Here is a 25,090-nt window from a genome sequence, read left to right as displayed (position 1 = left end):
CGTTCCTGCACTGGGAGGTCGCACGACGCTCATTCAACCGCAGCAATTCGCGGCCGGCGTGAATGACACAGATGAAGGTGTATTTCAGCCAGATAAGCGGCGACACTGCCGTTGCGCAACCTCGCTGCAGCGGTGACCGTGAGCGAAAGCGCTACGCCGCAACAACGTACGTCGATATCCGCCGGAATTACGGGTAGCCTCCTTCCCGACAAAAATATGCCGCGAGGTCCGATCAAAGATTACGCAAAGGAGAAGTCCCACGAATGCAGATTTGCAAGAGCAACATTCGTTAGCGTTATGGTGTTGTCGGCATCGGCTCTGATAATTGTATCATCCCCGGACTGCTCGGTTGCCGCAAAAAGCGAGTCCCAGTCGGCGAAAATGCTGTCATCGATCGAGATCACGTCCTGTGCGAAGCCGGTTGCCACGAAGTTTGTGATCGTATCATGACCCCAGTTCGTCGAATAAATGAAGACGTCGGTTGCCGCTCCACCAGTGAGGGTATCGTTGCCGGCGCCGCCCTTTAAGGTATTAGAACCACTGCCGCCGACGATAATGTTGTCCAGCGCATTCCCTATTCCGGCAAACCCTTCTGTTCCGATATAGGTGAGGTTCTCGACATTGGTCCCCAGTGTGTAGGCGGCTAGTGTCGTGCGAACCATGTCGATGCCTGCGTCGGCGGTTTCGGTGACGACGTCGCCGGCATGGTCAACGATGTAGGTGTCGTTGCCCGCCCCGCCGATCAAGCTGTCAGCACCTGCCCCGCCATTCAGCACATCATTGCCGGCGCCGCCGGTGATCGTGTTGGCGAGCGCATTGCCGGCGCCGGTGAAGTTGGCGGACCCGGTATAGGTCAGGTTCTCGACATTGGTCAGTGCGGCGATCGAGTAGGTCGCGAGCGCCGTGTGGATCGTGTCTGTCCCCGCGTCGGCCGCTTCGGTGACAAGGTCGCCGGCATTGTCGACGATATAGGTGTCGTTGCCCGTCCCGCCGATCAAACGATCGGCCCCGGCTCCGCCATTCAGCGTATCGTTGCCGGCACCGCCGGAAAGCGTATCGGCGGCAGCACCACCCGTGATCGAATTATCGAGGCTATTTCCTGTTCCGACAAAGGCTGCCGTGCCGATATAGGTGAGGTTCTCGACATTGGCCGCCAGTGTGTAGGCGGCCAGTGTCGTGCGAACCATGTCGGTCCCGGCGCTGGCCGCTTCGGTGACGATGTCGCCGGCATGGTCGACGATATAGGTGTCGTTGCCAGCCCCACCGATCAAGCTGTCGGCCCCGGCCCCACCATTCAGCGTATCGTTGCCGGCACCGCCGGAAAGCGTATCAGCGGCAGCGCCACCCGTGATCGTGTTGTCGAGATCATTGCCTGTTCCGACAAAGGCCGTCGTACCGATGTAGGCGAGGTTCTCGACATCGCTGCCAAGCGTATAGTTCGCCAGTGTCGTGCGAACCGTGTCGATCCCCTCATCGGCGGCTTCGGTGACGATGTCACCGGCATTGTCGACGATGTAGATGTCGTTGCCGTCGCCACCGATCAACGTGTCCAAACCTGCCCCGCCGTTCAGCGTGTCGTTGAAGGCGCCGCCGGTGATCATATTGGCGAGCGCATTGCCGGTGCCGGTGAAGCTGGCGGAACCCGTATAGGTCAGGTTCTCGACATTGTTGCCAAGCGTATAGCTGACAAGCGCCGTCTGGACCGTGTCCGTCCCCTCATTCGCATTCTCGATCACCAGGTCGCTCGCAATATCGACCACATAGGTGTCGTCGCCCGTCCCGCCCGACATCGTGTCGGAACCGGTCCCGCCGATCAGCGTGTCGTTGCCAGCACCCCCATTCAGCGTGTCGTTGCCGGCGCCGCCGTCAAGCGTGTCGTTGCCGGCGCCGCCGGTGATCGCGTTGACGAGCGCATTGCCGGTGCCGGTGAAGCTGGAAGAGCCCGTATAGAGCAGGCTCTCGACATTGTTGTCGAGCGTATAGCTTGAAAGCGCCGTCTTGATCAGATCGGTGCCTTGATTGGCGGCTTCGGTGACCACGTCGCCAACATCATCGACAATATAGGTGTCGTTGCCGGCTGCGCCGATCAAGCTGTCCGCACCGGCCTTTCCGTCCAGGGTGTCGGCACCTGCCCCACCCTTGATCGTATTGGCAAGGTCATTGCCGGTCCCGGCAAAGGCGACCGTGCCGGTATAGGTGAGGTTCTCGACATCGCTGCCAAGCGTATAGTTCGCCAGTGTCGTGCGAACGGTGTCGGTACCCTCATCGGCGGCTTCGGTGACGAGGTCGCCCGCATTGTCGACGATGTAGGTGTCGTCGCCTTCACCACCAGTCAAGCTGTCCGCACCTGCCCCGCCATCCAGCGTGTCGTTGCCGGCGTCGCCGGAAAGCGTATCAATGGCAGCGCCACCCGTGATCGTGTTGTCGAGATCGTTACCGGTCCCGGCGAAAGCCCCTGTGCCGGCAAAGCTCAGGTTCTCGACATTGTCGGCAAGCGTATAGCTCGCCAGGTTCGTGCGAACCGTGTCGGTCCCCGCATCGGCGTCTTCGGTGACGATGTCACCGGCATTGTCGACGATATAGGTGTCGTTGCCCGCTCCGCCGATCAAGCTGTCCAAACCGGCCCCGCCATTCAGCGTGTCATTGCCGGCGCCGCCAGTGATCGTGTTGGCGAGCGCATTGCCGGTGCCGGTGAAGCTGGCGGAGCCCGTATAGGTCAGGTTCTCGACATTGTTGCCGAGCGTATAGCTTGAAAGCGCCGTCTGGACCGTGTCCGTCCCTTCGTTCACATTCTCGATCACGATGTCGGTCGCAATATCGACCACATAGGTGTCGTCGCCAATCCCGCCCAGCATCGTGTCGGAGCCACCACCGCCGATCAAAGTGTCGTTGCCGCCAGCCCCCACGAGCTTGTCGGCAGCAACACCGCCTATGATAATGTTGTCGAGCAGATTTCCTGTTCCGACAAAGGCTGCCGTGCCGCTATAGGTGAGGTTCTCGACATTGCCCCCAGTGTGTAAGCGGCCAGTGTCGTGCGAACCGTGTCAGTCCCGGCGCTGGCCGCTTCCGTGACGATGTCGCCGGCATGGTCGACGATATAGATGTCGTTGCCCTCGCCGCCGATCAAGCTGTCGGCACCAGCCCCGCCATTCAGCGTATCGTTGCCGACACCGCCGGAAAGCGTATCGTTGGCAGCGCCACCCGTGATCGTGTTGTCGAGATCATTGCCTGTTCCGACAAAGGCCGCCGTGCCGATATAGGCGAGGTTCTCGACATCGCTGCCAAGCGTATAGCTTGCCAGTGTCGTGCGAACCGTGTCGATCCCCTGATCGGCAGCTTCGGTAACGATGTCACCGGCATTGTCGATGATGTAGGTGTCGTTGCCGTCGCCACCAATCAACGTGTCCAAACCTGCCCCGCCGTTCAGCGTGTCATTGCCGGCGCCGCCAGTGATCGTGTTGGCGAGCGTATTGCCGGTGCCGGTGAAGTTGGCGGAGCCCGTATAGGTCAGGTTCTCGACATTGTTGCCGAGCGTATAGCTGACAAGCGCCGTCTGGACCGTGTCCGTCCCCTCATTCGCATTCTCGATCACCAGGTCGCTCGCAATATCGACCACATAGGTGTCGTCGCCCGTCCCGCCCGACATCGTGTCGGAACCGGTCCCGCCGATCAGCGTGTCGTTGCCAGCACCGCCATTCAGCGTGTCGTTGCCGGCGCCGCCGTCAAGCGTGTCGTTGCCGGCGCCGCCGGTGATCGCGTTGACGAGCGCATTGCCGGTGCCGGTGAAGCTGGAAGAGCCCGTATAGAGCAGGCTCTCGACATTGTTGTCGAGCGTATAGCTTGAAAGCGCCGTCTTGATCAGATCGGTGCCTTGATTGGCGGCTTCGGTGACCACGTCGCCAACATCATCGACAATATAGGTGTCGTTGCCGGCTGCGCCGATCAAGCTGTCCGCACCGGCCTTTCCGTCCAGGGTGTCGGCACCTGCCCCACCCTTGATCGTATTGGCAAGGTCATTGCCGGTCCCGGCAAAGGCGACCGTGCCGGTATAGGTGAGGTTCTCGACATCGCTGCCAAGCGTATAGTTCGCCAGTGTCGTGCGAACGGTGTCGGTACCCTCATCGGCGGCTTCGGTGACGAGGTCGCCCGCATTGTCGACGATGTAGGTGTCGTCGCCTTCACCACCAGTCAAGCTGTCCGCACCTGCCCCGCCATCCAGCGTGTCGTTGCCGGCGTCGCCGGAAAGCGTATCAATGGCAGCGCCACCCGTGATCACATTATCGAGCGCGTTGCCGGTCCCGGCGAAAGCCCCTGTGCCGGCAAAGCTCAGGTTCTCGACATTGTCGGCAAGCGTATAGCTCGCCAGGTTCGTGCGAACCGTGTCGGTCCCCGCATCGGCGTCTTCGGTGACGATGTCACCGGCATTGTCGACGATATAGGTGTCGTTGCCCGCTCCGCCGATCAAGCTGTCCAAACCGGCCCCGCCATTCAGCGTGTCATTGCCGGCGCCGCCAGTGATCGTGTTGGCGAGCGCATTGCCGGTGCCGGTGAAGCTGGCGGAGCCCGTATAGGTCAGGTTCTCGACATTGTTGCCGAGCGTATAGCTTGAAAGCGCCGTCTGGACCGTGTCCGTCCCTTCGTTCACATTCTCGATCACGATGTCGGTCGCGATATCGACCACATAGGTGTCGTCGCCAATCCCGCCCAGCATCGTGTCGGAGCCACCACCGCCGATCAAAGTGTCGTTGCCGCCAGCCCCCACGAGCTTGTCGGCAGCAACACCGCCTATGATAATGTTGTCGAGCAGATTTCCTGTTCCGACAAAGGCTGCCGTGCCGCTATAGGTGAGGTTCTCGACATTGCCCCCCAGTGTGTAAGCGGCCAGTGTCGTGCGAACCGTGTCAGTCCCGGCGCTGGCCGCTTCCGTGACGATGTCGCCGGCATGGTCGACGATATAGATGTCGTTGCCCTCGCCGCCGATCAAGCTGTCGGCACCAGCCCCGCCATTCAGCGTATCGTTGCCGACACCGCCGGAAAGCGTATCGTTGGCAGCGCCACCCGTGATCGTGTTGTCGAGATCATTGCCTGTTCCGACAAAGGCCGCCGTGCCGATATAGGCGAGGTTCTCGACATCGCTGCCAAGCGTATAGCTTGCCAGTGTCGTGCGAACCGTGTCGATCCCCTGATCGGCAGCTTCGGTAACGATGTCACCGGCATTGTCGATGATGTAGGTGTCGTTGCCGTCGCCACCAATCAACGTGTCCAAACCTACCCCGCCGTTCAGCGTGTCATTGCCGGCGCCGCCAGTGATCGTGTTGGCGAGCGTATTGCCGGTGCCGGTGAAGTTGGCGGAGCCCGTATAGGTCAGGTTCTCGACATTGTTGCCGAGCGTATAGCTGACAAGCGCCGTCTGGACCGTGTCCGTCCCCTCATTCGCATTCTCGATCACCAGGTCGCTCGCAATATCGACCACATAGGTGTCGTCGCCCGTCCCGCCCGACATCGTGTCGGAACCGGTCCCGCCGATCAGCGTGTCGTTGCCAGCACCGCCATTCAGCGTGTCGTTGCCGGCGCCGCCGTCAAGCGTGTCGTTGCCGGCGCCGCCGGTGATCGCGTTGACGAGCGCATTGCCGGTGCCGGTGAAGCTGGAAGAGCCCGTATAGAGCAGGCTCTCGACATTGTTGTCGAGCGTATAGCTTGAAAGCGCCGTCTTGATCAGATCGGTGCCTTGATTGGCGGCTTCGGTGACCACGTCGCCAACATCATCGACAATATAGGTGTCGTTGCCGGCTGCGCCGATCAAGCTGTCCGCACCGGCCTTTCCGTCCAGGGTGTCGGCACCTGCCCCACCCTTGATCGTATTGGCAAGGTCATTGCCGGTCCCGGCAAAGGCGACCGTGCCGGTATAGGTGAAGTTCTCGACATCGCTGCCAAGCGTATAGTTCGCCAGTGTCGTGCGAACGGTGTCGGTACCCTCATCGGCGGCTTCGGTGACGAGGTCGCCCGCATTGTCGACGACGTAGATGTCGTCGCCCAACCCGCCGATCAAGCTGTCGGCGCCAGCCCCGCCATCCAGCGTGTCGTTGAAGGCGCCGCCTATGATCGTGTTATCAAGCACATTGCCGGTGCCGGTGAAGTTGGCGGACCCGGTATAGGTCAGCTTCTCGACATTTGCCAATGCGGCCATCGAGTAGGCTGCAAGCGCCGTGCGGATTTCGTCGGTGCCTCCGCTGACCAGTTCGGTGATCACGTCGCTCGCACTGTCGACCAGATAGATGTCGTTGCCAGCCCCCCCATTCAGCGTGTCGTTGCCGGCGCCGCCGTCAAGCGTATCGTTGCCGGCGCCGCCGGTGATCGTGTTGGCGAGGCCGTTTCCAGTCCCAGCAAAATTGCCGGTGCCGATGAACGTCAGGTTCTCGACATTGGCAATATTGGTCAAGGCATAGGAAGAAAGCGCCGTCCGGATCTGATCGGTTCCTTCATTCAGCCCTTCGGTGACCACGTCGGAAACATCGACAATATAGGTGTCGTTGCCGGCTGCGCCGATCAGTATGTCGGCTCCGGCGCCTCCGTCCAGGGTGTCGGCACCTGCCCCGCCCTTGATCGTGTTGGCAACGCCATTGCCTGTCCCGGTAAAACTTCCCGTGCCGATGTAGGTGAGGTTCTCGACATTGCCGCCAAGCGTATAGCTTGCCAGTGTCGTGCGAACCGTGTCGGTCCCCGCGCCGGTGTTCTCGGCGACGCTGTCGCCGGCATTGTCGACGATGTAAATGTCGTCGCCCACCCCACCGGTCAAGCTGTCGGCGCCAGCACCGCCATCCAGCGTGTCGTTGAAGGCGCCGCCGGTGATCGTGTTGGCAAGCGCATTGCCGGTGCCGGTGAAGCTGGCCGATCCCGTATAGGTCAGAATCTCGACATTGTTGCTGAGCGTATAGCTTGAAAGCGCCGTCTGGACTGTGTCCGTCCCCTCGTTCGCACTCTCGATCACAACATCGAAATTATCGTCGACAACATAGAGGTCGTTACCCGCCCCGCCGACCATCCAATCGGACCCAGTACCGCCGATCAACGCGTCGTTGCCAACGCCACCATAAAGCGAATCGTCTCCGGCATTGCCCCAAAGCGTATTGTTCGCCTCGTTGCCTACAATCTTATCGTTGCCGGAGCCGGCCTGAACATTCTCGATCAGGGACGCTACGTTGCCGTGATAAAGAAGGGCGTTGAAAATGTTGCCGCGGGCATAGCCATTGTTCGGCCCACCCCCCAGATCGGCTAACTGATCTCGGGAAAAGACCGAGTATCCTCCTGCTCGCAGATCTATGCTGAGGGCGGTGGTATAAGCGCTCAAATCATAGGTGTCGATACCGCCACCGTCCCAGATTGTCGCGAAGATGCGGTTAGCATCAGGGGTGATGGCCGCTACGCCGTCGACATAGGTGATGCCCTCGTCCGGATTCCACTTATAGACGGTATCGCCACTGTTCGTCGTATAGTCCGCACCATACATTTCCTGCAGGGCGGCAATGTCGAGCATCATGAAGGTTTGTGGCGCCCCGTCATGTTCATACTCGTACCCGTCCCCATTATCTCCGACATAGGTGCGGTAGGTCATGATCGTATATTCGAGCGAGTCGTATGCACGCGGAACGACCGTCATAGCGGGATAATCCGCTTCATTAGCATGCTTCAGCCCGAGAGCGTGACCCAGCTCATGCGCTACCGTATGGCCCGCATAGTTGCCGAAACCCGGGAAGCGAAGATCATCTTCAGTGCCGGCATATCCGGTTCCGAACCAGACATCGCCGCTGTAGCTTTTATTACCCGGATAATAGGTCCATGCCGTCGGAGGTAGAGAGGACTGAGCGAACCGCACGGTTGCGGTATCGGCGCTTCCCGCCTCAAAATTGGCGTTCGTAAACCCCTCAACCGAAAAGCCGTCATTTGCCGCGTTTCCATAGGATTGCTCCATCAAAAACAAGGCTGCAGACTGTTGTTGCGAGGAAATCGAAGAGAAATCGAAGTCTTTTTCACCATCATAGGAATACGATGTCGAGAGAGTAGGAAACGCATAGGTTATCGTTCCGTCCCACGCAGTACCGCTGAAAAGCCCGTCAATTCTCTGATCCCCAGTCGAGTCGACGTACTTAATAAAAGTAATGAGGCTCGTCATAAAATCCCCGTTTGCCTATCCATCCGGCCGCTGCCTCATCCCAGTTCCCTCGGGAAACTTCAACTAAAAGCTTCATTTCTACGCAGAATTTTTTTGGTCTTCGCAACTACGGTTATGATGCGATTAACAAAGGCTAGAAGACATATTCCAGGATCCTACGCTCTGCCCGTCCGAACGTTCGCAATTGCTCGCATGACGGCACTTAAATTGAAGTTACGGTCATCTGCTGAAATTTAGTAAGTCTCCACACTCATCGGGAAAACGAGGTCCGGATTTTTCGGCACCCCCGAACGTTGTCTCCGCCTGTCTTGCCGCGGGTCGGCTTCGCGGTTCGCATCTTTCGCAATCACTTGCGTAAGTGGATCGTTCCCTATCGAGGGCGGATGTCGCAATTGCGGAGCTCGCTGCTATTGTATGCCACACGGTAGCTCACGCCGCGGCGTGGCACCATACGGATGAGTTGTTCTTCTCAAATGTTCAATCTTGTGTGGTAAATAAGCAGCAAACTCGCCGTCGGAAGCGTAGGTTTTCTTCAGGGGCACCCCTCAAAGCCACGGGATGCTGCTTGTCAGAAAGCACGCCTCGTCTGCCGTTCGATGGGTGAAAGCCCGCGCTCTTCGCAAGACAATCAGCCTCGGCCAGGATCATTTACAAATATAGTCAAACGTCTGTACGTTTCGGTCGAAATGACGCAGCCGGAGCGATCTGTCCGATAGGGAGCTGACGTGGGGAAATGGTACGGTTGGGGGGTCTCGAACCTCCGACCTCAGGTGCCACAAACCTGCGCTCTAACCAACTGAGCTACAACCGCATAAATCGCGTCTGGCGCGATGGGGGTCACATACGAGGACTTGGCGATGAATTCAAGCCCCATTCCGCGTCAATATACAAAAAGGCTGGACACGAGGTCCAGCCTTTTGTCTCCGATCAATTAAGATCGATCAGGCAACCTTGAAGGAAGCCATGGCTTTTTCGGCGGCGTCCTTGGAGGGCTTTGCGAGCTTTTCGGCAACCTGCTTGGTGGTTTCCTGGATCGACTTCGCCTGCTCGACGGTCAGCTCAGCCTGCTTGCGGATGAACGAGGTCTGCAGCTCGAAGAATTCGGCGGGGGACTTGACGCCGAGCAGCGCTTCGAAGTGCGAGAGCGAGTTCTCGGAATTGACGCGCAGGATGTCGATCGCCTTCAGGCCGAGTTCGACGCTGCCGGCCTGTGCCGTCTGGACGGTGGCTTCGAGGGTCTTGCCGGCTTCTTCGCCAGCGGTCTTCAGCTTGGCATAGGCGTCTTTGGACTGCTGAGCGCCTTTTTCGGCGAAATCACGGAAGGATTCCGCGAACTTGGACGGGTCGAAAGAAGCGATTGAAAAAACGTCGTCGGTCTTTATGGTAGCCATGGGTCGCATCCTTTGGGCTGAGGCAGTCGCTGCCTGCAATAGTTGGGATGACGCTTATATAAGACATTCCGTTGTGCATTGCAACATTTATTGTGCAATGCACAAGACGTTAACCTTGCCGGCCGAAAACCCCCTGCTCTTCTGGACCCGCATGCGCCCCGCAGTTATTAATAAGCCGTTAATTTAAGAAGGCCGACAGCGACAAGGTTCGATCATGCCCGCAGTCCAATATCCGTTCATCGATATCGCCGTGCATGCGCGGGTGCGGGAACGTTTTTCACGCGGCGAAGCGATGGTGCTGTTTTCGGCCGACCTTGCCCGCCTACTCTGGGCGAACGGTGCGGGTGCCGAACTTTTCGGCCATGCAGCCGTCTATGATCTGCTCGATCAGGGCGTCGATCGCACCGACATCACCTTCCGCCAGCTGGAAACGGCGGCGCGCCAGCTTGCCGATATCGGTGACCACAGAAGCCTGATGATCCGCGTCGCCAAGGGCTTTCAGCGTGTGCAGGTGCAGGCGGCGGCCGAACTGATCCGGCTCTCGTCAGGCGAAAAGGCCATGCTGTTTTCGGTGCCGGTCTCGGCAAAGCCGTTGACGTCAGGCGCTTCGGCGGCCCAGATGCTGCAGGGGCTCGATGACCCCGACACCCATATGGCCGTGATCGGCGCCGATGGCGACGTCATCGCCGCCTCGCCGGGCTTTGCCTCGCTCGGGATTTCCGCGCAGACGGCAAAGACCTTGATCAACCTTGCCGGCGCGCATCCCGACCGGCTGGTGAAGCGACCCGTTGCCACCGGCAGAGGCAATCTTCCGGCAGCCGTCGGCAAGCTCAGCGACGAGCCGGCGCTCAACCTGCTCTTTGCCGTGGAGACCGCGATCGGCCATCTCGACCCGGTCGACGCGGCCGCGTCAGATCCGATCGATACCCCCGCGCTCGACTTGATTGATGCGCCCGTGCAGGAAGACAGCGTGCCGCCGGCCGAAGACTTCCGTGACGAGCCTGTTGCCGCCACAGGCTTTACCGAGATCATCGAGGCCGTCTCGGGGATCGAGGAAGTCGAGGAAACGCTCGAGGACATTACCGGCGAAAACGACCAGCCGGCGGAAAGCACAGCGGCAACAGCAGACGAGATGGCCGACGAAGCCGGTCTCCCCGAAGATGCCAAGCCGGAAAGCGACGCTGGCGTGATCGACAGCAGCGCGGATGAGGCCCACGAGCCTGCCGCGATCATCGAGGACGACCTTGCCTCCATCACGGCGACGGCGGAACCGCCTGTTGAAGCCGGCGAGGCGCCTGTCGAAGAGGCGCCGGAAGCGGTTCACGAAGAGCCCGTCGTCGCACCGCCTATGGTCGCCGACGCCTCCCCTGCCCCTGAGCTTGCGGCTGCGCCCGGCTTCGTCTTCAGGCCGAACAGCCGCGCCACGCGCTTCGTCTGGAAGATCGATGCCGAGGGCCGGTTCAACGAAGTCAGCCACGAATTTGCCGAGGCCGTCGGTCCGCATGCCTCCGAGATTATTGGTTCCGCCTTCGGCGACGTCGCCGCCCTCTTCAATCTCGATCCCGACGGCAAGCTTGCCGAGGCGCTCGCCCGCCGCGACACATGGTCGGGCAAAACCATTCTCTGGCCGGTCGAAGGCACAAGCCTCGTCGTTCCCGTCGATCTGGCGGCGCTGCCGACCTATACCCGCAACCGCGACTTCGACGGTTTCCGCGGCTTCGGCGTCGTCCGGCTTTCCGATGCGCAGGAAGATCCGCTGGCGCTCGGCCTGACGCTCGGCCCGGATGGGGTCGGCCATGATGCGGCAAGCCTCGGCCCGGTGCCCGAGACCGTTGCCGAGGCGGCACACGAGGTGCCGGCAGCGCAGGAAGAAGTCCCGAGCGAACCCGCCCTGCCGGATGAGGTCGAGGACCAGGCGCCTGCAGTAAGCGAGCCGCAGCCGGAGACGGAGCCAGCACCCGAGCAGATTGCCGCCGAACAGGCGTCCATCGTGCAGGCGTCCGACGAACCGCCTTTCCAGCCAAGCGCTTCAGAAACAGCAGACGATAGCGCCGAGTCCGGCGATATCTCCGCCGTCGAACCGACAGCGGAAATGTCGAACGAGCCGCCGGCGCTTCGCATTTCGGAAACGCCCAATCGCCGTTTCTCCGACAAGATCGTTCAGCTCCATAACAGCGGCGCCGCATTGACGGCCGCCGAACAGGCCAATTTCCGCGAGATCGCCAAGCGTCTCGAGGCTTTCGGCGCCAGCAAGGACGAACCTGCTGGACCGGGACGGAGTGACCCCGCCGCCACGGAAACGGCGAGCTTTGAAGAGGCTTCTGGGGCCGAAGACCTCAAGGCCGAAACACCCATTGCCGACAAGGCGGAAGCGCCGTCGCTCGAGGAGATCGCGCCGCAGGAAGCGATTTTCGAGAATGCCGCCGACGCCCAGCGCGACGACGACGCTCGCGAGGACGATGCCAGTGTCGAGGCGACTGACGACATAGATGAGGACGAAGCGACGGAAGGGCTGGAGGAGACGGTCAGCCAGATCGAGGTTCTGACAAGCTTCATCCCGCCGCGCGTCAAGATGACGGACGGGCTTTCGCTGGGAACGGTCGACCAGTTGCCGGTCGCGGTGCTTATCCATGTCGGCGATGCGCTGCTCCATGCCAATCCGGAATTCATGCGGCTGACCGGCTACACCTCGCTCGACGCATTGCGCGAGGTCGGCGGCATCGAAGCCCTGCTGCAGCGCCGCGAACTCGAGGAAAAGGCCGCAGGCTCCGGCACCATGATGCTGGTCAAGGCCGACGACAGCCTGGTGCCGGTGACGGCGCGGCTGCAATCGGTGCGCTGGGAAGACGCCAACGCGCTGATGCTGGCGCTGATGCCGGTGGAAGGCAAGGAAGAGGGCCGCAGCGATACAGGCCGTTCCGGGGGCCGGACAGAAGCGCGGCCCGAGCGGATGGTCGAAAAGGTCGCCAAACTGCAGGTCGAAGTGGAGGAGCTGCGCTCGATCCTGGAAACGGCGACCGACGGCGTCGTCGTCATCGGCACGGAGGGCGACATCCGCTCGATGAACCGGTCGGCGAGCGCGCTTTTCAATTACGACGAGCAGGAGACGCGCGGCAAACCCTTCGTCATGCTGTTTGCCCATGAGAGCCAGAAGGCGGTACTCGACTATCTCCACGGCCTCTCCGGCCATGGCGTCGCCAGTGTGTTGAACGACGGGCGCGAAGTGATCGGCCGCGAGGCCGCCGGCGGCTTCGTGCCGCTGTTCATGACGATGGGTCAGCTCACCTCCTCCAACGGCTATTGTGCCGTCATCCGCGATATCACCCAGTGGAAGCGCACCGAGGACGAGCTGCGCAACGCCAAGGGCGCGGCCGAAACCGCCAATGCCCACAAGACCGATTTTCTCGCCCGCGTCAGCCACGAGATCCGCACGCCGCTCAACGCCATCATCGGCTTTTCCGACATGATGGCCGGCGAACGCTTCGGGCCGATCGGCCATCCGCGTTATATCGAATATGCCAACGACATCGGCCGCTCCGGCCGGCACGTGCTCGATATCGTCAACGACCTGCTCGATATTTCGAAGATCGAGGCGGGCGAGATGGATCTCGATTTTGCCGCCGTCGGCCTCAACGAGGCGGTCTCCGAGGCGGTCGCCCTGGTGCAGCCGCAGGCAAACGGCCAGCGCGTCATCATCCGCACAGCGCTGTCGCATGCGGTGCCCGAGGTCGTGGCGGATCTGCGCTCGATCAAGCAGATCGCGCTCAACATCCTGTCGAACGCCATCCGTTTCACCCCATCCGGCGGGCAGATCGTCGTTTCCACCTCCTATGAGGCGAATGGCAGCGTCGTGCTGAGGGTCCGCGATACAGGCATCGGCATGACGCGCAGCGAACTCGACCAGGCGATGAAACCGTTCCGGCAGGTCTCCTCGACCCAATCGCGCCATCGCGGCGACGGCACCGGGCTCGGCCTGCCGCTGACCAAGGCGATGGTCGATGCCAACCGCGCCGTCTTCTCGATCAATTCGGCGCCGAACGAGGGTACGCTCGTCGAGATCACCTTCCCGTCGCAGCGGGTGTTGGCCGGCTGAGCGCTAAAGAAAAGGCAGCCGAGGCTGCCTTGAATTTGGTGCTGTTCAACAAGAGCTCAGTCGATCACCATCATGTATCGAAAGCCCTGCTGCATGATTGCGCGTCTAAGACGCGCGGCGCTTTAGGGCTCCAGGCCGCCTCGTTCATACACGGCCCCCAAGTTGGCTTTTAGATTTGACAAACCTTTCTTAACGAAAGGTTTCCATGAGAGTGCGTGGATAAGTGATAAAAGCTTGTAGCTTCCGGTCCGCTCTCAATCCTTGAGTTCCTCCAGCCCGGCAAAGAGCCGCAACGCCTCGGGATTGGCGAGCGCTTCCTGGTTTTTCACCGGCCTGTTGTGAACGACCTCGCGCACCGCAAGCTCGACGATCTTGCCGGATTTGGTGCGGGGGATATCGGCGACCGCGATGATCTTGGCCGGCACGTGCCGCGGCGAGGCGCCGGTGCGGATCCGCGTCTTGATCGCCTTGATCAGATCCTCGGTCAGCGTCACGCCGGGGGCAAGGCGAACGAAGAGGATGACGCGCACGTCGTCGTCCCACTCCTGGCCGATGCACAGCGCCTCGGCCACTTCCTCCATTTGCTCCACCTGATTATAAATCTCGGCCGTGCCGATGCGCACGCCGCCGGGATTGAGCGTCGCATCCGAACGGCCGTGGATGACGAGGCCGCCATGCTCGGTCCATTCGGCAAAATCGCCATGGCACCAGACATTGTCGAACCGGTCGAAATAGGCGGCGCGATATTTGGCGCCGTCGGGATCGTTCCAGAACATCACCGGCATCGACGGGAAGGCCTTGGTGCAGACGAGTTCACCCTTTTCGCCGCGCACCGGCTTGCCGTCATCGTTCCAGACATCGACCGCAAGGCCGAGGCCGGCCCCCTGGATCTCGCCGCGCCAGACCGGCTGCAGCGGATTGCCGAGCACGAAGCAGGAGACGATATCGGTGCCGCCGGAGATCGAGGCGAGCTGCACATCCGCCTTGATGCCCTCGTAGACGAAGGTGAAGCCCTCAGGCGACAGCGGCGAACCGGTCGAGGTCATAAGCCGCAGGCTGGAAAGATCGTGGCTCGTGCGCGGCGTCAGCCCGCTTTTGCGCACCGCATCGATATATTTCGCAGAGGTGCCGAAGATCGCGAAGTTCTCGGCCGCGGCGTAGTCGAACAGCACATTGCCATCCGGCGCGAAAGGCGAACCGTCGAACAGGCAGAGCGTGGCGCCGCTGGCAAGACCGCTGACCAGCCAGTTCCACATCATCCAGCCGCAGGTGGTGAAGTAGAAGAGCTTCTCGCCGGCCTTAAGGCCGCAATGCAGCCGCTGCTCCTTGAGATGCTGCAACAGCGTGCCGCCGGCCGAATGGACGATGCATTTCGGCACGCCCGTGGTGCCGGAGGAGAAGAGAATGTAGAGTGGATGGGCAAAGGCAAGCGGCGTGAACTCGACCTCTTTGGCCTGATAGGGCGCGACGAAGGTTTCCAGCGTCGAAGCCCCAGGCGTTGCGCGCGCCACCGCCTCGGCATCCCCGGCATAGTGGACGACGATCGTGGGGGCAGCGAGGCTCTTGGCGACCGCGGCGACCTTGGCGCCGACATCCTGCAGCTTGCCGGAATACCAATAGGCATCGCAGGCGATGAACAGCTTCGGGCCGATCTGGCCGAAGCGGTCGAGCACACCCTGCTCGCCGAAATCGGGGGAGCAGGACGACCAGATAGCGCCGATCGAGGCGGCCGCCAGCATGGCGGCGACGGTCTCCGGCATGTTCGGCATCATCGCAGCAATACGATCGCCTTCACCGACGCCCTGCGCCTTGAAAGCCTGCTGCAGCTTCGAGACCAGCGCCCGCAGCCGGTCCCACGACCAGCGACCCTCGACCTTGTCCTCGCCGCGGAAGATGATGGCATCGCCATCGCCGCGGCCGGCCAGCAGGTTCTCGGCGAAGTTCAGCGTCGCATTTGGAAAGAAGCGAGCCTCCAGCATGCGGTCGCCATTAATGAGCACCTCTGCGCCGCGCTCCCCCTTCACGCCGCAGAAATCCCAGACGGCCGACCAGAAATTCTCCCGCTCGGCCACCGACCAGGCATGCAGATCTTCAAAGCCCGAAAGCGAAAGCCCGAAATCGGCATTGCAGCGCGCCATGAAGGCGTGGATCGGGCTTCTTGCAACGGCTTCCGCCGAGGGCACCCAAAGTGGTCTGTTATCCTGCATTCAATCCTCCTCCCAATCCCGCCTTTATATCATGCTGCATTGCATTATAAAGTGCGGAACAGACGCGATCCCAACCTATGCATTCAGAAGGCCGATGCGTCGCTTCGAAGGGCTGCAGCATGCCTCGGCACGTCTGAAAAGAGGCGCCGTGCTGCAGGGGATTTGCATATGCCCGATATTTCCTATATCCGGCGAAATCAGCGCTTAACGGGATAACCGGCGGAATTGCCGGCGGAGATCATGAGCACGTCAAGACATCGCAGGTGGCGCAGGAAGATCGGACCCGTTTCGCGCTGGCTTCCGGCCTTCGCCCGTCTGTCGACAGTGTTCCTGCTGATCGCGCTGGCACTGTTCGTGGCGCTGAGGGTCGCCGCACCCTATCTCATCACCACCGGTTTCGTGCGCTCGGGCATCGAGGACGCGCTGTCGAAATGGACGGGCTACCATGCCGAAATCAAGGGCAGTCCGGTTCTCGAATTCTGGCCGACGCCGCGCATCACGCTGAACCAGATCACCATCCGCCAGCCGCGTGAAAGCGGCGACAAGCTGCTCGGCAGCATCGACAGCCTGTCGGCCGATTTCAGCCTTATCGATGCGCTGAGAGGCCGCACCAGCTTCCACGAATTCCACCTGGTGCGCCCCAACCTGGCGCTGACGCGCGACGAAAATGGCCTGATCGACTGGAGTTATGCCGGCCTGCTTGCCCGCGCGATCAGCGGCGTGCGCACCGAAAACGGCGCCGAGGTGCTCGATCCCGATCTCGACGCCGAGATCGGCGCGGTGACGGTCGAAGACGGCGCGCTTGCGGTGACCGACATCAAGACCGCCAAGACCTATCGTTTCGACAGCGTCACCGCGGATATCGCCTGGCCGAGACTGTCCGGCGCGATCTCGGCTGTTGTCATCGCCCGGATCAACGGCGAGGACCTGAAGGTCGATTTCGCCTCGCGCCAGCCGCTGCTTGTCTTTGCCGGCCGCAATGCCGAAACGCGGACGTCGCTGACATCGAACCTCTTGACGGCGCACTTCCAGGGCATTGCCAACATCGCCAGCCTTTTGGCGCTTTCCGGCAATATCACCGCCAGCATTCCCGATATGCCGGCGCTTCTTACATGGTCGGGCAAATCCATCCCCGGCATCGCCACGCTGAAGAGCGCCTCGCTGGAATCCGACATCATGTCGTCGGGCAACGGACTGCGCTTCAACAATCTCAGCCTGTCGCTGAACGAAGCGAGCGCCACCGGGGTGATGGATCTTTTCACCCAACCGGGCAAACGGCCGAAGATTGGCGGCACGCTCGCCTTCGACCAGATGAACCTCAAGCCGTTTCTCGACGCCTTTGCGCTGAGACTCGCCGCCGGTGAGGCGGAGGAGATCTCGGCGGGCATAAACGGGCCGCTGCGGCTGCTCGATGTCGATGTCAGGCTTTCGGCGCGGCGCGCCCAGATGGGTCTCTTCGAGCTTTCCGATGTCGGCGCCAGCATGATCGTTGCCGGTGGCGAAGCGAAATTCGACATCGGCGACAGCCGGTTCGAGGGCGGCGAGATGACCGCGCATCTGGAAGCGACCCAGCGCGACTTCGACGGCGGCGGCAAGCTGCAGCTGTCGATCCGCGATGCCGATTTCGCAGCCCTTGCCGAGCGCCTGCAACTGAAGGGACCGCTGCCGCTGGCGACCGGATCGCTCGATCTCGACCTGCAATCACCGAAGGCGATCTGGACCACCGGTCTTGCCGACGTCACCGGCAAGCTGCACTTCTGGACAAGGGAAGGCATTATCCCCGGCATCGATGCCGCAGCACTGAGGACGCAGGCAGCCGAAAAGCCGTTCTTTCCGCTGAGTGCTGCGGCAGGCGGCGCTTTCGCTTTCAACCAGTTGAACGTGCAGGCCGATTTCGCCAACGGTTCCGCCGAGATGCATGATGCCCAAATTGCCGGCACGGCCGAGACCCTGACGCTTTCCGGCGTCATCACCTATCAGTCGAACGGGCTGGCGCTGTCCGGATCGCTCGAAGCGACCGATCCGGCCAAGGCGGCGGATCTGCCGCTCTTGCCGTTCTTTATCGGCGGCTCATGGCCGAACCCGGTGATCTCGCCGGTACCGCTCTTCGGCACCACACCCCACGCGCAGTAGGATCAGGCGCCGGCGGCGGCCGCACGCTCGTCCCGCTGGCGCTGGATTTCGCGGCGCTTGGTGACGATCGAGGCGCAGATGACGCCGACCGCAACGATGCCGATCAGGATGGTGCAGACCGCGTTGATCTCCGGCGTCACGCCGAGGCGCACCTGGCTGTAGATCCGCATCGGCAGCGTGGTGGCGCCCGGCCCCGAGGTGAAGCTCGCGATCACCAGATCGTCGAGCGACAGGGTGAAGGCCAGGATCCAGCCTGAGACCACGGCCGGCGCGATGATCGGCAGAGTGATCTCGAAAAAGGTGCGCACCGGCGGCGCGCCGAGATCCTGCGCCGCTTCCTCGATCGAACGATCGAAGCTTAAGAGGCGCGACTGCACGACGACGGCGACGAAGCACATGGTCAGCGTCGTATGCGCCAGCGTGATCGTCCAGAAACCGCGGTCGAAGCCGATCGCGACGAAGAGCAGCAGCAGCGACAGGCCGGTGATGACGTCAGGCATGACAAGCGGCGCGTAGATCATGCCCGAAAACAGCATGCGGCCGCGAAAGCGGGTGTAGCGCACCAGCGTCAGCGCCGCCATCGTGCCGAGGATGGTGGCGAGCGTCGCCGACAGCAGGCCGACACGGATCGTCACCCAGGCGGCGTCGAGCAGGCCCTGGTTGGAGAGCAGCGAGACATACCATTTGGTTGAGAAGCCGCCCCAGACGGTGACGAGCTTCGATTCGTTGAAGGAGAAGATCACCAGAAGCACGATCGGCAGGTAGAGGAAGGCAAAGCCGAGGGTGACGGAGACGATGTTGAAGCGGGTCCATTTCAGCATGGCTTATTTCCCCCGCTCTTCGGCCTTGGCCTGGGCGTTCTGGAAGAAGACGATCGGGATCACCAGGATCATCAGCAGGATCGTTGCCACCGCCGAGGAGACCGGCCAGTCGCGGTTGGCGTTGAACTCGTTCCAGAGCGTCTTGCCGATCATCAGCGTCTGCGAACCGCCGAGCAGGTCGGGAATGACGAACTCACCGACAGCGGGAATGAAGACCAGCATGCAGCCAGCCACGACACCGGGGATCGACAGCGGAAAGGTGACGCGCCAGAAGGCCCTAATCGGCGTGCAACCGAGATCCTGGGCAGCCTCGATCAGCGTGCCATCCATCTTTTCCAGCGCCGAATAGAGCGGCAGCACCATGAACGGCAGATAGGAATAGACGATGCCGATATAGACGGCGGTGGTGGTGTTGAGGATGATCAGCGGGCTGTCGATGATGTGCAGCGACTGGAGAAGCTGGTTGAGAAGCCCTTCCGGCTTCAGGATGGCGATCCAGGAATAAACGCGGATCAGGAAGCTCGTCCAGAACGGCAGGATGACCAGCATCACCAGCGTCGGGCGAATGGTGCGCGGCGCCTGCGCCATGCCATAGGCGATCGGATAGGCGATCAGCAATGTGAGGAAAGTGGAGATCCCGGCAATCACCACGCTCGAGATATAGGCATTGAAATAGAGCGCATCGTCGGTGAGGTAGGCGTAATTGTCGAAAGACAGCTCGCCGATCTTGCTCCAGAGCCCGGCCCAGCCGTCGGCAAGCGAGAAAACCGGCTCGTAAGGCGGCATGGCGATTGCCGTCGTCGACAGCGAAATGCGGAAGACGATGAAGAACGGCGCCAGGAAGAAGAGCAGCAGCCAGGCATAAGGGATGGTGATGACGAGCCGGTTGTAGAGGCCAGAGGTGAGCTTGCCCATGATCTCAATCCTTCAAAAGAACGCCGGCGTTCTCGTCGAACGAGATCCAGACTTCCTGGTCGTAGGTGAAGGGATCGTCGACGGAGCGCTGCGCATTGAGGGACGAGGCCTTGACGATCTTGCCGCTCTGCAATTTCACATGGAAGACGGTCATGTCACCGAGATAGGCGATATCCCAGAGCTCTCCGCGGGCGGCGTTGACCGAAGCATTGGCGGGCGCTTGACGCAAGACCCGCATCTTTTCCGGCCGGATGGCGAAGCCGACGGCGCTGCCGGCCGGCGGTGTCTCGGAGGCGGCGACGCGCACGCTGAAGCCGCTGTCGACCGATATCTCGACGGTGCCGTTGCCGGATGAGGCGACCTTGCCGTCGAAGATATTCACGTCGCCGATGAAGTCCGCAACGAAGCGGGAATTCGGCGCTTCGTAGATCTCCGCCGGTGTGGCAACCTGCACGACCTTGCCGTGGCTCATGACGGCGATGCGGTCTGCCATGGTCATCGCCTCTTCCTGGTCATGGGTGACGACCACGAAGGTCAGGCCGAGGCTCTGCTGCAGATCCATCAGTTCGAACTGGGTTTCCTCGCGCAGCTTCTTGTCGAGCGCGCCGAGCGGTTCGTCGAGCAGCAGCACCTTCGGGCGCTTGGCGAGCGAGCGAGCGAGCGCCACGCGCTGACGCTGGCCGCCGGAAAGCTGGTTCGGCTTGCGCGAGGCGAACTGCTCGAGCTTGACGAGCTTCAGCATCTGCGCGACGCGGTCGGTCATTTCATCCTTGGCCATCCCGTCCTGCTTCAGGCCGAAGGCGATATTCTTCTCAACCGTCATGTGCGGGAAAAGCGCATAGGACTGGAACATCATGTTGACCGGCCGCTTGTAGGGCGGCGTGCCGGCCATATCGGTGCCGTCGAGCACGATCTCGCCGGAGGTCGGCTGCTCGAAGCCGGCAAGCATGCGCAGCAGCGTGGACTTGCCGCAGCCCGACGCGCCGAGCAGCGCGAAGAATTCGCGGTGATAGATATTCAGCGACAGATCGTCGACGGCGGTAAAATCGCCGAAGCGCTTGGTAACATTCTTGAATGCAATGAAGGGTTTTGCAGAGGGATCGGTCCAAGGCGCAAAAGCGCGGCGGATATTGCCGAGAGACTTCATATTATTCCCCGAATACAAGGTTTTTTCCGGCCTCCACCCGGGCCGGTAATTGAAAGGCCCGGACGTTTCCGTCCGGGCCTAAAGCTGCATTACTGGCCGGTGACGACCTTCGTCCAGAGACGCGTCCCCAGGCGCTGCGTTTTCGGATCCCACGGTTTGACCGTGAAGAGGTTCTTCATCACCGCCTCTGTGGGATAGACGGCCGGGTCTTCCAGAATATCCTTGCTGACGAACTGCTGCGAGGCCTTGTTGCCGTTGGCATAGAAGGTGTGATCGCTCGCCTTGGCGATGACCTCGGGCTTCATCATGTAGTTCAGGAATTCGTGGGCTTCGGCGACGTGAGGCGCATCGGCGGGGATGGCCATCATGTCGAACCACATCTGGGCGCCCTGCGGGGGAACCGAATAATTGACCTCGACGCCGTTCTTAGCTTCGGCCGCACGGTCGCGCGCCTGCAGCATGTCGCCGGAATAGCCGAAGGCGATGCAGATGTCGCCGTTGGCAAGCGCATTGATATATTCGGACGAATGGAACTTGCGGACATAGGGGCGGGCGGCCGTCAGCAGCTCTTCGGCCTTCTTGAAATCCTCGGCCTTGGTGGAGTTCGGGTCGAGGCCGAGATAGCGAAACGCCGTGGTGATGACGTCCTTCGGCGTGTCGAGAACATAGATGCCGCAATCCTTGAACTTTGCGGCGACCTTCGGATCGAAGATCACTTCGAGGCCGGGCTTGGCATCGGGACCGAGGATTTCTGCGACCTTCTTGACATTGTAGCCGATGCCGTCGGTGCCCCACATGTAATCGACTGCGTGCTCATTGCCCGGGTCGTATTCGGCGGTGCGCTGCTGGATCACATCCCACATGTTGGAGAGGTTCGGCAGTTTCGACTTGTCGAGCTTCTGGAAGACGCCGGCCTGGATCTGACGCTGCAGGAAGTCGGCTGTGGGAACGACGACGTCATAACCGGTGCCGCCGGCCAGCAGCTTGGTTTCCACGGTCTCGTTGGAATCGAAAGTGTCGTAGACGACTTTGATGCCGGTTTCCTTGGTGAAGTCGGCAAGGATGCTGTCGTCGATATAATCCGACCAGTTGTAGACATTGACGACGCGATCCTGCGCAAAGGCCGGCGCGGCGGTAAGCAGCGCGGCAACGGCGGCGGCCGTCACACTTGCAATGATTGACCTCATGACTTCTCCTGTTTGTTCAAAGAGCCCGCACCCCCGGACATCTTTTCCCTCTGGTTTTGCCAGCAGACTAAGAAGGAATTTCACAGCCCACAAGCGCAAAATCCTGCGCCTTCAATGATTTCACAATCACTGGAAATCGAAGGCGCTGAGCCCCGCCACCATCTCGTCGAGCCCGAGCGGCCGCGTCACCGGCGGCTCGGCCCGGGAAAGGCAGCCGCGCCGCTCGCAAAGGCGGCAGGCCGGGCCGATCGCCACCGGCTCGAGCGCCGTCGCCTGGCCATAGATCAGTGCCTCGCCGAGGGCAGCGTCGCAACCGATCAGGATAGCGGTGCGCCTCAGCCTTTCGCCGAATTCGACGCTCGGGCCCTCCAGCGTGCGGGCAACCGTCAGGAAGGAGGCACCGTCGGGCATGACCACGGTCTCGGCCAGGATCTGGCCCGGCTGCAGGAAGGCGGCGTGGAGATTGAGCTTCGGACAGCCGCCGCCGAAGCGGGCCTGTGGAAAACCCTGGGCGCCTGCCCGGCGCAGCCGGTGGCCCGCGGCATCGATCTCGATCAGGAAGAAGGGAATGGCGGCGGCACCCGGGCGCTGCAGCATCGTCAGGCGTGCGGCGGCATGGCCGAAGGAGACGCCGAAGCGGGCGCGCAGAATGTCGATATCGTAGCGTGTCGTCTTCGCCGCGGACAGGAAGGCCTCATAGGGCATCGCCAGCGCCAGGGCGGCGATGCGGGCAAGCTCGAAGCGGGCGATGCGGCGCGCCTCGGCCGAGGAGAGCTGGAGATCGTCGAGTTCGGCGTCGATGGCCGGCAACAAGGCAAGCGTCGCCGCCTCAACGGCGATTTCATGGGCGCGGTCGGCCGGCGACAGGCGCTCCGAGATGAAAAGGCGCATCGAATGGCGATCGAAACGGCGGCGCAGATCCGGCATGACGTGCACCGGCAGGACCCGCACCGCGATGCCGCGCTCTGCGCGCAGCCAATCCTTCAGCCCGGCAGCAAGATCGAGGCCGCCGGGAAGCGTTGCGGCAAAGGCTTCCGCCGCCGTCTCGATCCGCCCGAAATAGGCCGAGCGTCGTTCCAACGTCTCGCGCACCTCGTCGAGCGGCAAACGGCCGGCGGCAACAGGCGCGTGGCCTTCTGCCGCCATCAGCGCCGTCAGATCGGACAGCCTTGCCGCCTGCTCCCGATAGGCGCGGTAGAGCTTGATCATGCCGCTTGCCGCGTTGGGTGCGGCTTCGGCCACCTCGACCAGTTCCTGGTCGCCAGGCAGTTCGCCCAATAGCAGCGGATCGGCAAAGACCTCCTTCAGCTGGCCGAGACTGCCGCCGGTCTGCCCGCGCAGCTCCTCCAGATCGACCCTGTAGACGGCCGCGAGCTTCAACAGCAGCTGCACCGTCAGCGGCCGCTGGTTGCGCTCGATCAGGTTCAGATAGGAGGGCGATATTTCCAGCGCCTCGGCCATGGCGGTCTGGGTCAGCGCCAGCGCATTGCGGATGCGCCGCAATTTCGGGCCTGCGAATATTTTGCGTTCCGCCATTGTCACACCCTTTGACAGGCCCGCGGCGTCAACATTTACAAAATTTTACAAATTCACAGCGCCGTTCTGTCAATCCTCGTCATCTTAACCTCTTTCCTAGCCGGAAATCAAAGGTTTTCCTGGCCATGCCGGGCGATATTGTCAATCTTGTCATCAACACCCGCGATATCGATTTTTAGTGAGGAGATCAGCATGACCGATTTTTACAAACTTGTTCCCAATACACCGACGGGCCGCTTCGACGGCATCGACAGGCCCTATTCGGCCGATGACGTGCGGCGGCTGAGGGGCTCGGTGGCGCTGACCCATACGCTCGCCGAAATGGGGGCGGACCGGTTGTGGCGGCTGCTGCGCCAGGAGGATTTCGTCAATGCGCTCGGCGCGCTTTCCGGCAACCAGGCGATGCAGATGGTGCGCGCCGGACTGAAGGCGATCTATCTCTCCGGCTGGCAGGTGGCGGCCGACGCCAATACGGCATCGGCGATGTATCCCGATCAGTCGCTCTACCCCGCCAATGCCGGGCCGGAGCTTGCCAAGCGCATCAATCGCACGCTGCAGCGCGCCGATCAGATCGAGACCTCGGAGGGCCAGGGGCTGTCCGTCGACACCTGGTTCGCGCCAATCGTCGCCGATGCTGAAGCCGGCTTCGGCGGGCCGCTCAACGCCTTCGAGATCATGAAGGCCTATATCGAGGCGGGTGCGGCCGGCGTCCACTTCGAAGATCAGCTCGCCTCGGAAAAGAAATGCGGCCATCTCGGCGGCAAGGTATTGATCCCGACGGCCGCCCATATCCGCAACCTCAACGCCGCCCGGCTTGCCGCCGACGTCATGGGGGTTGCGACGCTGGTGATTGCCCGCACCGACGCGGAAGCGGCAAAGCTGCTGACATCCGATATCGACGAACGCGACCAGCCCTTCGTCGATTATGATGCCGGGCGGACTGTCGAAGGCTTCTATCAGGTCAGAAACGGCATCGAGCCCTGCATCGCCCGCGCCGTCGCCTATGCGCCCTATTGCGATCTCATCTGGTGCGAGACCTCGAAGCCCGACCTCGATCAGGCGCGGCGTTTTGCCGAAGGCGTGCACAAGGTCCATCCCGGCAAGCTGCTCGCCTATAATTGCTCGCCGTCCTTCAACTGGAAGAAAAACCTCGACGAGGCGACGATCGCAAAGTTCCAGCGCGAACTCGGCGCGATGGGCTACAAGTTCCAGTTCATCACGCTCGCCGGCTTCCACCAGCTGAATTACGGCATGTACGAGCTGGCGCGCGGCTACCGGCAGCGGCAGATGTCGGCCTATTCGGAGCTGCAGCAGGCGGAATTCGACGCCGAGGTCAACGGCTATACCGCCACCAAACATCAGCGCGAGGTCGGCACCGGCTATTTCGACGCCGTGTCGCTCGCCATCACCGGCGGCCGGTCGTCGACCACGGCAATGCACGATTCAACCGAACATGCGCAGTTCAAACCGGCTGCGGAATAGAGCAAAGA

Annotated in this window: 12 protein-coding genes and 1 tRNA gene; 3 read left to right on the top strand and 10 right to left on the bottom strand. The window is 61.6% G+C overall.

Features of this window, described 5'->3' with window-relative positions:
* Positions 1 to 239: 239 nt before the first annotated feature.
* From CO657_RS37180 to CO657_RS01985, 4 genes are all read right to left on the bottom strand, one after another.
* A complete protein-coding gene (locus CO657_RS37180; RefSeq protein WP_245487145.1) occupies positions 240 to 2,906 on the bottom strand; it encodes a beta strand repeat-containing protein in 2,667 nt (888 codons plus the stop codon).
* A 23-nt stretch (positions 2,907 to 2,929) separates the two neighbouring features.
* A complete protein-coding gene (locus CO657_RS01995) occupies positions 2,930 to 8,170 on the bottom strand; it encodes a M10 family metallopeptidase C-terminal domain-containing protein (protein ID WP_245487144.1) in 5,241 nt (1,746 codons plus the stop codon).
* 734 nt (positions 8,171 to 8,904) lie between these two features.
* Positions 8,905 to 8,981: transfer RNA gene (locus CO657_RS01990), tRNA-His, on the bottom strand.
* Positions 8,982 to 9,111: 130 nt separating this feature from the next.
* Positions 9,112 to 9,561, bottom strand: coding sequence for a phasin (locus tag CO657_RS01985; protein WP_003588432.1), 450 nt, complete (start codon positions 9,559 to 9,561; stop codon positions 9,112 to 9,114).
* Positions 9,562 to 9,775: 214 nt separating this feature from the next.
* On the opposite strand from CO657_RS01985, the gene CO657_RS01980 reads away from it, so the two are divergent.
* Positions 9,776 to 13,654 (top strand): sensor histidine kinase, encoded by a 3,879-nt coding sequence (locus CO657_RS01980; protein ID WP_054183685.1) that lies wholly within the window; start codon positions 9,776 to 9,778, stop codon positions 13,652 to 13,654.
* A 254-nt stretch (positions 13,655 to 13,908) separates the two neighbouring features.
* Here CO657_RS01980 and CO657_RS01975 read toward each other — a convergent pair whose 3' ends face one another.
* A complete protein-coding gene (locus CO657_RS01975; protein ID WP_054183686.1) occupies positions 13,909 to 15,861 on the bottom strand; it encodes an acetoacetate--CoA ligase in 1,953 nt (650 codons plus the stop codon).
* Between the two features lie 240 nt (positions 15,862 to 16,101).
* On the opposite strand from CO657_RS01975, the gene CO657_RS01970 reads away from it, so the two are divergent.
* Entirely contained in the window at positions 16,102 to 17,994 is a 1,893-nt protein-coding gene (locus CO657_RS01970; protein WP_003588467.1) for an AsmA family protein, read from the top strand.
* 2 nt (positions 17,995 to 17,996) lie between these two features.
* Here CO657_RS01970 and CO657_RS01965 read toward each other — a convergent pair whose 3' ends face one another.
* The 5 genes from CO657_RS01965 to CO657_RS01945 all read right to left on the bottom strand — a co-directional run bounded on the left by CO657_RS01965 (position 17,997) and on the right by CO657_RS01945 (position 23,600).
* Positions 17,997 to 18,815 carry an ABC transporter permease gene (locus CO657_RS01965; protein ID WP_003588469.1) on the bottom strand — a complete coding sequence of 273 codons (819 nt, stop codon included), beginning with the start codon at positions 18,813 to 18,815 and terminating at the stop codon, positions 17,997 to 17,999.
* 3 nt (positions 18,816 to 18,818) lie between these two features.
* Entirely contained in the window at positions 18,819 to 19,730 is a 912-nt protein-coding gene (locus tag CO657_RS01960) for an ABC transporter permease subunit (protein ID WP_003588470.1), read from the bottom strand.
* A 4-nt stretch (positions 19,731 to 19,734) separates the two neighbouring features.
* Complete coding sequence (locus CO657_RS01955; protein WP_054183687.1) at positions 19,735 to 20,877, bottom strand: ABC transporter ATP-binding protein; 1,143 nt, start codon at positions 20,875 to 20,877, stop codon at positions 19,735 to 19,737.
* An 89-nt stretch (positions 20,878 to 20,966) separates the two neighbouring features.
* A complete protein-coding gene (locus CO657_RS01950; RefSeq protein ID WP_054183688.1) occupies positions 20,967 to 22,064 on the bottom strand; it encodes a polyamine ABC transporter substrate-binding protein in 1,098 nt (365 codons plus the stop codon).
* A gap of 126 nt (positions 22,065 to 22,190) precedes the next feature.
* Positions 22,191 to 23,600, bottom strand: coding sequence for a helix-turn-helix domain-containing protein (locus CO657_RS01945; protein WP_054183689.1), 1,410 nt, complete (start codon positions 23,598 to 23,600; stop codon positions 22,191 to 22,193).
* Positions 23,601 to 23,792: 192 nt separating this feature from the next.
* Here CO657_RS01945 and aceA point away from each other — a divergent pair, with 192 nt between their 5' ends.
* The gene (aceA, locus tag CO657_RS01940) at positions 23,793 to 25,082 is read left to right on the top strand and encodes an isocitrate lyase (protein ID WP_054183690.1); all 1,290 of its coding nucleotides are present in this window, start codon (positions 23,793 to 23,795) and stop codon (positions 25,080 to 25,082) included.
* The last annotated feature ends 8 nt before the right edge of the window (positions 25,083 to 25,090 follow it).

This window comes from Rhizobium acidisoli (assembly GCF_002531755.2).
Classification (GTDB): Bacteria; Pseudomonadota; Alphaproteobacteria; order Rhizobiales; family Rhizobiaceae; genus Rhizobium; species Rhizobium acidisoli.
This window is presented reverse-complemented; position numbering and strand designations above follow the sequence as displayed.